The 10,452-nt window shown below is 68.7% G+C and carries 7 protein-coding genes; 1 reads left to right on the top strand and 6 read right to left on the bottom strand.

Going from position 1 to position 10,452, the window contains the following annotated elements:
- Positions 1–149: 149 nt before the first annotated feature.
- Positions 150–950, bottom strand: a complete 801-nt coding sequence (locus FHR84_RS20515) for an ABC transporter permease (protein ID WP_179537185.1) — start codon at positions 948–950, stop codon at positions 150–152.
- 2 nt (positions 951–952) lie between these two features.
- Positions 953–1,981 (bottom strand): ATP-binding cassette domain-containing protein, encoded by a 1,029-nt coding sequence (locus FHR84_RS20510; protein WP_179537168.1) that lies wholly within the window; start codon positions 1,979–1,981, stop codon positions 953–955.
- Between the two features lie 214 nt (positions 1,982–2,195).
- On the opposite strand from FHR84_RS20510, the gene FHR84_RS20505 reads away from it, so the two are divergent.
- Positions 2,196–4,040: an acyl-CoA dehydrogenase gene (locus FHR84_RS20505; RefSeq protein ID WP_179537167.1), complete on the top strand. Its 1,845-nt coding sequence runs from the start codon at positions 2,196–2,198 to the stop codon at positions 4,038–4,040.
- Positions 4,041–4,207: 167 nt separating this feature from the next.
- Here the strand turns inward: FHR84_RS20505 and FHR84_RS20500 are convergent, their stop codons facing one another.
- The 4 genes from FHR84_RS20500 to FHR84_RS20485 all read right to left on the bottom strand — a co-directional run bounded on the left by FHR84_RS20500 (position 4,208) and on the right by FHR84_RS20485 (position 10,210).
- Positions 4,208–5,242, bottom strand: coding sequence for a zinc-dependent alcohol dehydrogenase family protein (locus tag FHR84_RS20500; protein ID WP_179537166.1), 1,035 nt, complete (start codon positions 5,240–5,242; stop codon positions 4,208–4,210).
- 119 nt (positions 5,243–5,361) lie between these two features.
- Positions 5,362–7,710 (bottom strand): VanW family protein, encoded by a 2,349-nt coding sequence (locus tag FHR84_RS23410; RefSeq protein ID WP_179537165.1) that lies wholly within the window; start codon positions 7,708–7,710, stop codon positions 5,362–5,364.
- Positions 7,711–7,872: 162 nt separating this feature from the next.
- Positions 7,873–8,193, bottom strand: coding sequence for a co-chaperone GroES (locus FHR84_RS20490; protein ID WP_179537164.1), 321 nt, complete (start codon positions 8,191–8,193; stop codon positions 7,873–7,875).
- Between the two features lie 133 nt (positions 8,194–8,326).
- Entirely contained in the window at positions 8,327–10,210 is a 1,884-nt protein-coding gene (locus FHR84_RS20485; protein WP_179537163.1) for an NHL domain-containing thioredoxin family protein, read from the bottom strand.
- Positions 10,211–10,452: the final 242 nt, after the last annotated feature.

Genomic DNA, 10,452 nt, shown 5'->3' with positions numbered 1-10,452 from the left:
TTCCCGCCGTGCCGACAACCACCACACTACCCCCACCACCCACACCCCCACACACCCACCCCCCACCACCACACAAACACCAGCACAACACGGGGCCGCGCACGAAGAGAAAACGCGTGAACCCGATGTGTCCCCGATTCCGCCGCCACTCACCGGCTGGCCACCTTGCGGTAACGCGCCACGGCCAGCGGCACGAAGACCAGCACGATCAGCACCGAGGACCCGATGGCGTAGAGCAGCGCGTGCTCGGCGGGCCAGCTCGTCGGAGCGGGCATTCCGACTCGCACGGGATTGCCGAACAACTCCCGGAGCACGTCGGCGTTCACCGTGATCGGGTTCCACTGCGCGAACACCCGCAACGGCGTCGGCATCGCCTCGGCGGAAACGAAGGCCGAGGATATGAAGGTCACGGGGAACAGCCACAGCAGTCCCGCGCTCTGCGCCACCTCGACACTGCGCGCGATGAGCCCTATGAAGGCCCCGACCCAGGACATGGCGAAGGAGAACAGCAACAGGACCAGATAGGCGAGCACCACATCGGTGAGGTCACCACGCAGCCGCCACCCCACCAGCAGGCCGCACACCGACATGATCACCACGGTCAGCACGCTCACGGCCAGGTCCGAGCTGGTGCGCCCCAGCAGCACGGCCACCCTGGACATGGGCAGCGCGCGGAACCGCTCGACTATCCCCCGTTGCAGGTCGTTGGCCAGGCCGATCACGGTGAACGAGGAGTTGAAGGCGACCGTCTGCACGAATATGCCCGCGATCAGGAACTCCCGGTAGCGCTCTCCACCCAGGCTTCCCCCGAAGACGAAGGCGAACAACAGCACGAACATGATCGGCTGCACCGTGCCCTCGAGGAGCCAGTCCGGATTGCGCTTTATGTTGATCAGGTTCCGCTTGGCGATCACTCCACTGTCGCGCAGACTCGCCGGCATTCTCGGCATCGTCATCCGCCCCGTTCCGCCGAGCGGGCTTCGGAGGAGGTCCGGACGGGTTCGCCGTCCCGCCCCGCGTTCCCGTCCGCCGCGGCCGACTCTCCGGTCAGTGTGAGGAACACGTCATCCAGGGTGGGACGACTCAGTTCGATGTCGTGCGCTTCCAGCCCCAGCGCGTCCAGCCGGCGCACCGCCTCCATCAACGCCTTGGAACCCGCGTCCACGGCGACCCGCGCCCGCAGGGCTCGCTCGTCGACCCGGACGGCCCCGGTTCCGACCTCCTCCAGAACCGCGGCGACACGGGGCAGCTCGTGCACCGTGTCGGCCACCATCCCGAGTCGTTCGCCGCCGACCAGTGATTTGAGCTCCCCGGAAGTCCCACTGGCTATGACCCTGCCGTGGTCGATGACGGCGATGTTGTCCGCGAGCGCGTCGGCCTCCTCCAGGTACTGGGTGGTCAGCAGCACGGTGGTTCCGTCGTGCACGAGTTCCGAGATCACCTGCCAGGTGTCCATGCGCCCCCGGGGGTCCAGCCCGGTGGTCGGCTCGTCGAGGATCACGACGGGCGGTTTGGCCACGAGAGCTCCCGCGAGGTCCAGCCTTCTGCGCATTCCGCCCGAGTACCCCTTGGCCGGGCGGTCGGCGGCCTCGCGGAGTTTGAAGTCGTCCAACAGTTCGCGCGCGCGTGCGGCGGCGCGGGAGCGGGACATGCCGTACAGCCTGCTGACCATGTGGAGGTTCTCGTAACCGGTCAGGTTCTGGTCGACGGCCGAGTACTGTCCGGACAGACCTATCGAGCGGCGCACCGCGTGCGGTTCGGAGCGCACGTCGTGACCGGCGACGGTGGCGCGGCCCGAGTCGGGCCGCAGCAGGGTGGCCAGTATCCGCACCGCGGTCGTCTTGCCCGCACCGTTGGGGCCGAGCACCCCGAGGACCTGCCCCTCCTCGGCTCGCAGTTCCAGACCGTCCAGCGCGCGGTTGGGGCCGAAGTTCTTGACCAGGGCCTGCGCGTTGACCGCGGGTGCGGGCGACTCCGTCATACCGCCTCCGCCGGGTTCGTCGGTGGGTGTGCGGCAACTGTAATCCGGACGGCCTAGGGCGTGCCGCCCGATCGGCGGATTCCGGCGGGACGCTTCCGTTCGGCGGCACTGCTTTCTTGGCAGAAGTTACCGTTAGGTAATATACTCGGGTTACCGATGAGTAAGGGCGTGGTGATTGGCCCGCCCACACGATTCAGCACGAGGGAGCCACGCCATGGGCCACTACAAGAGCAACCTCCGCGACCTCGAATTCAACCTCTTCGAGCTGTTCGAAGTGCAGAAACAACTGGGTACCGGAGCTTTCGAACAGGCCGACGAGGACGCAGCTCGCGGCGTGCTCACCGAACTGAACACCCTCGCCACCGGGCCATTAGCCGACTCCTTCGAAGAGGGTGACCGCAACCCCGCCCACTTCGACCCGAACACCCACTCCGTCACGCTTCCCGAAGGCTTCAAGCGGTCCTACCAGCAGGTCATGGACGGTGAGTGGTGGCGACTGGGGCTGCCGGACGAACTGGGCGGATACGGCATCCCCCCGTCCGTCCAGTGGGCGGCCTCCGAGCTGATGCTCGGCTCCAACCCGGCCATCTTCATGTACATGGCGGGCCCGAGCTTCGCCACCATCCTCTGGAACAACGGAACCGAGCAGCAGCGGCGCTGGGCCGAGTTCATGATCGACCGCGGGTGGGGCGCCACCATGGTCCTCACCGAGCCGGACGCAGGCTCCGATGTGGGCGCCGGACGCACCAAGGCCGTCAAGCAGGAGGACGGGAGCTGGCACCTCGACGGCGTCAAGCGCTTCATCACCTCGGCCGACCAGGACATGACCGAGAACATCATGCACCTGGTACTCGCCCGCCCCGAAGGCCCCGGAATCGAACCCAAACCGGGCAGCAAGGGGCTGAGCCTGTTCCTCGTTCCGAAGTACCAGTTCGACGACCAGAGCGGTGAACCCGGCGAACGCAACGGCGCCTTCGTGACCAACGTCGAGCACAAGATGGGGCTCAACGTCTCGGCCACCTGCGAGCTGACCTTCGGACAGCACGGCACCCCGGCCAAGGGCTGGCTGCTCGGCGAGGTCCACGACGGGATCGCCCAGATGTTCCAGGTGATCGAGTACGCCAGGATGATGGTGGGCACCAAGGCGATCGGCACGCTGTCCACCGGATACCTGAACGCGCTCGAATACGCCAAGGAAAGGGTGCAGAGCGCGGACATGCCGCAGGCGGCCGACAAGACCGCACCGCGCGTGACCATCACGCACCATCCGGACGTCCGGCGCATCCTGATGCTGCAGAAGGCCTACGCGGAGGGACTGCGCGCGGTCTACTGCTACACCTCGACCTACCAGGACAGCATCGCCCAGGGCAAGGCATCCGGCGAGGACGTGACGCTCTTCGAGCAGATCAACGACCTGCTGCTGCCCATCGTCAAGGGTGTCGGCTCGGAGCGGGCCTACGAGATGCTCACGCTGTCCCTGCAGACCCTCGGCGGTTCGGGTTACCTCCAGGACTACCCGATCGAGCAGTACATCCGCGACGCCAAGATCGACAGCCTCTACGAGGGCACCACCGCGATCCAGGCCCAGGACTTCTTCTTCCGCAAGATCGTGAAGAACAACGGGCAGGCCGTCGGGCACATCGCCAACGAGATCCAGCGAACGCTGGGCGCCTCCGACGCCGACGACCGGCTCAAGGAGGAGAGGGAGCTGCTCAACCAGGCGCTGGACGACGCCCAGGCCATGCTCGGTGCGCTGATCGGCTTCGCCACCTCCGCCCAGGAGGACGTCAACGAGATCTACAAGGTCGGGCAGCAGGCAGTGACCCTGCTGATGAGCATGGGCGACCTGGTGATCGGCTGGCTGCTGCTGCGCCAGGCCGAGCTGGGGCTGCGGGCCCTCGACGGAGGGGTCTCCGACAGGGACGCCGCGTTCTACAACGGCAAGGTGGCCGTGGCCCGCTTCTTCACCAAGAACGTGCTGCCCGAGCTCTCCTCCAGGCGCCGTGTCGTCGAGTCCACCGACAACTCCCTGATGGAGGTCGACGAGTCCGCCCTCTGACGTGATCGAGGTTTCTGCTCGGCGTCCCCTCCGGTGCTGGCACACCGGAGGGGACGTTCTTTGCCCGGCACTCCCGGAGGGCTCGGCAGGACTTCGTCGGGTGCGCTCGTCCGCCGGTTCCGGACTCGGTCCCGTTCGGCGCCCCTGGTGCCGGACGGAGCACTTCTTCAGGGGCGGACGAGCACCTTCAACGACTCCCGCTCGGCCATGGCCGTGTAACCGGCGGGAACTCCGTCGAGATCGGTCTCCCTGTCGAACACCCGCGCGGGGTCGATCTTTCCGTACAGCACGTCGGGGAGCAGCTCGGGAATGTAGGCCCGCGCGGGGCAGACCCCGCCGGCGAGTCCCACGTTGCGCCCGAACAGCTCGCGCACGTCCACGCCCTCGCCGTCCTGGGGGACACCGACGTAGCCGACCCGACCGCCGTCCCGTGCCAGCCGCAGCGAGGTCCGCAGCGAGTCCCCGGTACCCACGCACTCCAGGACCGAGTGGGTTCCCGCGCCCTTCGTCAGCTCCCGCACGTGCTCGACGGCATCGTCCCCGCGTTCGGGAACCACGTGGGTGGCGCCGAGCTCGACGGCGAGGTTCGTGCGGGCGGTGTGCCTGCCCATGACGATGATCTGCTCGGCACCGAGCCTGCGGGCCGCCATCACCCCGCACAGTCCCACCGCGCCGTCACCGACGACAGTGGCGGTGCCTCCGGGGCGCACCCCGGCCGACACCGCGGCGTGGTGCCCGGTCGGCAGCACGTCGGCCAGGGTCAGCAAGGCGGGCAGGGACGCGTCGTCGTGCTCCACCGGCAGCCGGACCAGGGTTCCCTCCGCGTGGGGGACCCGGACGGCCTCGCCCTGAGCGCCGTCCGAACCGGCCGAGCCCCACAGGCCTCCGTTCACGCAGGAGGTGAACAGCTGTTCCCTGCAGTGGGTGCACTCCCCGTCGGACCACGTGAACGGGGAGACCACCAGGTCCCCCGCGCGCAACCCGCTCACCCCGGAACCGGTCTCCTCGACCACGCCGACGAACTCGTGGCCGATCCGACTGCTCGGCTGATCCTCGCCCATGCCGCGGTAGGGCCACAGATCGCTGCCGCAGATGCAGGTCAGGCTGACCCGCACGATCGCGTCGGTCGGCTCGGACAGCACCGGGTCGGGAACCTGTTCGACCCGCACGTCTCCTGCACCGTGAATAACAGCGGCACGCATGAAACCACTCCGTTTCGGGTTGAACCTCCTCCGAGGGGTTCACACACCGAAACGGCCGCTGAGATTCCCGCAAACGCTATGTGACATCCCACCGTGGGACGCGTCCCACGGTGAGGTGATCAATCCTTGGGTTTCTCGGCGCACTCCACGATCGGTTGCGGCTCGTAAACGGTCTTCTCCCGGTTCCTGGTGACCTCGCCGGTTTTCAGGTCCTTCCGAACCCGGGTGTCGTGCACGGTGAAGCCCTCCTTCCCCTCGGTGGAGATGCACTCCTCCCCTGCGGGCACCGTCTTCTTCTCGGGCTTGACGACGTCGGTCTTTTCCCCGGTCTCGGACTTGACCTCGTACTGCTTGGTCCCCCAGAAGGTGACGGTGATCGAGTCCGGGGTCCACTTGGTCCGGATCAGGATCCCGCTGTCGGAGACGTTCTTGAACTTCACGTCGATCATGCTGGTGCCGTCGGATCTCTGGAACACCGTGGCCTCGCGCCCCATCGGGTAGCGGCTTATGTAGTAGCTGTGCTCGGAGTGCTCGACGTCCTTCATCCCCGCGAAGTAGGAGGCGTTGAACAGGGTCGTCGCGAACTGGGATATGCCACCGCCGACGGCCTCGTCCGGGCGCCCGTCCTTGATGATGCCCGAGGCGACGTAGCCCTGTTCCTTCTGCCGAATCCCGGTGTGTCCGTTGAGGCTGAAGGTCTCACCCGGTTCGACGATCGCCCCGTCGACCTCCTGGGCGACCCTGCGGATGTTCACTCCCGAGTCCTTGCTGAAGCCTTTCGTGGTGAAGGTGCTCACCTTCTCCTCGATGCCGAGCGATTTGGCCTTCTCGGTGGTCAGCTCCGCCGGAACGTCGGTGTAGACCGCCTCGACCGTGTCGGAGCCGGACTCGGTCAGCATCTTGTTCAACGGGGAGAAGGTCTTCTCCCAGTCGATCGCCCTGCCCTTCTCGGAGGGCTGGACCGCCGGTTTGCCGTTCTCGAACTCGAACGAGGCGCTCTTGCTCTCCTTGAGGGTCGACTTCAGCTGCGGCCGGACGACCTCCTTGGCGCCGGGGACGTCCAGGTGCCACTTGAGACCACCCGAATCGTTCGGCTCGAAGCGCAGCGAGGAGGCGATGTCGGCCGGCGCGAGAGTGGCCTGCACCCCGTCACCGTTGACGGTCACCGGTCCGGACACGGCAGGCTTGGCCACGTTCTCCAGCGCCCTCCGCACCCCGGCCTCGGTGGTTTTGACCTCCTGCGTGGTGAAGGGCAGCTCGACCGGGCCCCTGCTCGCCCAGTCCCGCACGACCACGTCCATGGCCTGGTCGACGTTGACGTTGCGCCCGGTCACGGGGAACACGGGCGCGGGCTCGGAACCCTCGAAACGGATCGTTCCCTCCACCGGTTCGCGGTGCAGATCGGAACGTGCCCGGCTCAGCTCGCTCCGGAGGCTCTCCCGGTCGACATTGCTCACCGGGGTGACTTCCCGGGTGGTGAAGAAGGAGGTCACCCGGGTGACCGGATTGAGTGGTTGCGATCCGGCCTCGTCCAGCGTCGCCTTCCAGTCCATCGACAGGCCGGCCGCCTCCGGTTCGATGCTGCTCTGCGCCTTGCCCACGCGCAGTTCGACGGGTTCGCTCAACGTGGTGTCGAGCTCGGAGCGCAGTTTCCGCTCGGCCGCCGCCCTGTCCAGCCCGCCGACGTCGACGCCTGCCACCGCGGTGCCGCGCGGTACGGCGCCGCTGCTGAAGGCCAGGTCCCCGATGTAGAGCAGCGCCAGCACGCCGAGCGCGAGGCCCGCGGTGACCAGCGTGCGTAACAGCGTCCTGTTGCGGCCGGAGCCTCCACGCCCGCCGTTCGCCTCCGGCCGCTGCTCCGCCCCGGACGGCCCCCAGGCCATGCCGAACGGAGGTGCTCCGCTCTGCTCGGTCCGGTACTGCTCGCCCCCCGCCAACGGGGTCGGTTCACCGGCCGGGTAGCCGGGCATCGCCTGCGTGGACATCGCCTGCGTGGTCGCGGGCTCGGCCACCGGTTCGGGGATCTTGTCGGTCACCACCGGAATGGACTCGGTCCGCTCGGTGTCCTGCTCGGCGGGAGCCGGATCGGCGGCGGGAACGACCGGGATGGTGTCGGTGCGTTCGGCGTCCGGTTCCGCTTCGGTGTCCGGCTCCGCTTCCTGGGCGGAGGCGGAACCCGTCCCCCCGGGGCGGTCGTCCGGCTCGGCCTCCACGGCTTCGGTGTGGCCGAGCTCCCCCGGGGCCCGCATCCTGGGCTTGGTGTCCCGTTCGGAAAGGTCGTCCTCGCCCTCCGGCGCACCGTCGTCCCGGTGCGGATCGGAGCGGGAGCCCCGGTCGCCTTCCGCGGCACCGGATGCCACGCTCTCGCTCAGATCACCGGAAAGAAACCGGATACGTTCGGTCGGCTCGTCCGCTCGCGGTTCCCGCTCACCCTCGGTGTGCTCGGGGCGTTCGTGGTCTTCCGGCACCGCGTCCTCTTCTCCTCGGTCGTGCGGTGGGGTCGGCGACGAACAGCAGCCAGCCGACCACCATCACCGGTACCGCCCGGCTGCGGGGCATTCCACTGCTTCCGACCTGATCCTACGTGCGGTCAACCGCACGACGGCCACGTCGAACCGGGCGCACCTCGATCAAAGATACAGTCCGGTCCCCTGTTCGGTCCGCTCGGAAGCCACGGCGTGCAGGTCTCGCTCGCGAAGCACCACGTAGATCTCACCCTGAACCTCGACCTCGTACTGCTCCTCGGGGTTGAACAGCACCTGGTCCCCGGCCTGGACACTCCGCACGTGACTGCCCACGCCGTAGACCTCTCCCCAGAGCAACCTCTTGGCCACCTGGGCGGTCGCCGGGATGACGATGCCGCCGCTACTGCGACGTTCACCGGATTCTTCGGAGACCCGCACCATGACCCGGTCATGCAGCATCTGGATCTCAAGCTTGGCATCGGTCACCCGGAAAGTTTACGCGCCGCGTCGAGCCGACCGAGAGCGCAGGGCTTCATCGAAATCCTGCGCGGCGAAAGGGCCGTTCAGCCCTCCCGGACGCCACGCGGCGCGTCCCACCCCTCCGCGGGCGACGGCGCGGTCACTGCGCGTCGAGACCACCCATGACCAGCGGAAGCCTGTCCGCGCCGTCCGGGGTCACCCGTACCGGCACGCCCCAGTCCTGCCTGGTCAACCGGCAGGCCGGGTGCTCGACGCCGCTGTCGTCGTCGCAGCTCGCCGCCTGCGCCACCACGTGCAGGACCCCGTGCTCGAAACCGTCGCCCAGCACCAGCCTCCTGCTCAGCCCGGTCCCGGAGCCGGATCCGGAGACCAGCATCCCCTCCGGCGAGGAGCTCACCTCCAGACGGGTCGACGGGCCGTACCGCTCGTCCAGCTTCTGCCCCGGGGGAGGGTCGAACACCACGACGAGTTCCACCTCGCCCGGTCCGATCTCGGTGGCCGGGCGGGCCACCCGCTGCGAGGCTCCTTCGACCAGCCGCGCGGTGACCCCGGGAGGGACCGGACGCTCCAGGCGGTGCGCGGCACCGGCCACCACCACCAGCTCCCCTTCCGAGGTGATCGCACCGGAGGGCTCGGCGACCTCCGTCGCGAGGGTGGACACCGCGTCGCTCTCCGGGTCGTAGCGGCGGATCGCTCCGTTGTAGGTGTCGCAGACCGCCACGGTTCCGTCTGGCAGCACCGCGACCCCGAGCGGGTGCTGCAGCAGGGCTTCGGAGGCGGTTCCGTCCGCGTGGCCGAAGTCGAACAGCCCCTTGCCGACGGCGGTGCGCACCTCGAAGCCGTCCGAGACCGGTCGCACCCACCGCAGCGCGGAGGTCTCGGCGTCGACGAGCCAGAGCCTGTCGCCCCCCTCCGACTCGGGGGCTCCCCCGGCGACGGCGAGCCCGGAGGTCTGGGCGAAGAAGGCCTCGTCGAGGGCACCGTCGCGCAGTCCTTCCACGGTGGTTCCGCCGAAGCGGGAGACGGCGCCTTCGACGGGGTCGAACAGCCCCAGGGTGTGGTTGCCCGCCATCGCGATCACCACGCCCCCGGCACGCTCCCACCAGGCCACGTCCCACGGGCTGGTCAACGCGGTGCTCAGCGCGGGCCCGGTGTGCTCTTCGTCACGCCACTGCCGCCCCGTGCCCGCCACGGTGGTGACCGCGCCGTCGGCCAGCCGGACACCGCGCAGCAGGTGGTTCACCGTGTCGGCTACGACCACGTCGTAGCCCACACGGGCCGCGACGTGTTCCGGAAGCAGCGTCATCCCACCGGGTTCGCGGAAGGAGGCCGTTTCCGGGTCGCCGTCCGCGGCTCCGCGCGAGCCGTTTCCGATGCGGCGCAGCGGAGTCTCCCCGTCGGCGGCGAACTCGACCAGCGAGTGGCGGGCCGAGTCGGCGACCAGCATCGTGCCGCCTTCCAGGCCGAGCACCTTGCTCGGATAGCGCAGCGTGGTGTCCGGTTTCTCCTCCACCACGCGGGGGCCGCTGCCCCGGTGCAGGGTGCCGCGCGCGTCGTGCTCGGCGACCAGGTCCGTGACGATCCTGCGCAGCGCCTCGGCGTGTCCTTCACCGGCGGCCTCGTGCACCACGTAGCCCTCGGGGTCGACCAGCACCAGCGTCGGCCACGCCTTCACCGCGTAGTCGCGCCACGTGGCGAGCTCGGGGTCGTCGAGCACCGGATGATCGACTTCGTAGCGTTCGACGGCCGCGGCCAGCGCGTCGGCGTCGGCCTCGTGCTCGAACTTGGGCGAGTGCACCCCGATGGTGACCAGTTCCTCGGCGAACTCGCGTTCCAGCGGGCGCAGCTCGTCGAGCACGTGCAGGCAGTTGATGCAGCAGAACGCCCAGAAGTCCAGCAGCACGATCTTTCCGCGCAGGTCGGCCAGCCGCAGCTGCTCGCCTCCTGTGTTCAGCCATGCCCGGCCGGTCGGCTCGGGAGCGCGGACGCGGGCTCGTCGGGGGGTGTGCCGCTCGGTGCTCATACGCACAGTCAACAACAACGGGTTGCGGAGGTGTTCCCGGCGGGGCACCCAGGTGTCGGACGGCTCACCCGGCTCGACAGCGGAGCCTCGCGGCTGGGGCCCTCCGGCGTCCACGACGGTCGAGCGGACCACCGTCAGCGGCAGGCCGAGCAACCGCGCGCACAGGCCACTCGGGTTTCACAGCTGTTCACCGGGGGTAGCACCAGGACCGCGTCCGTCAGCTACGTCCGAGGGGGACGAAA

The organism is Actinopolyspora biskrensis, from assembly GCF_013408175.1.
GTDB lineage: Bacteria > Actinomycetota > Actinomycetes > Mycobacteriales > Pseudonocardiaceae > Actinopolyspora > Actinopolyspora biskrensis.
Note: the sequence above shows the minus strand (reverse complement) of the source record. Positions and strands in the feature narration are given on the sequence as shown.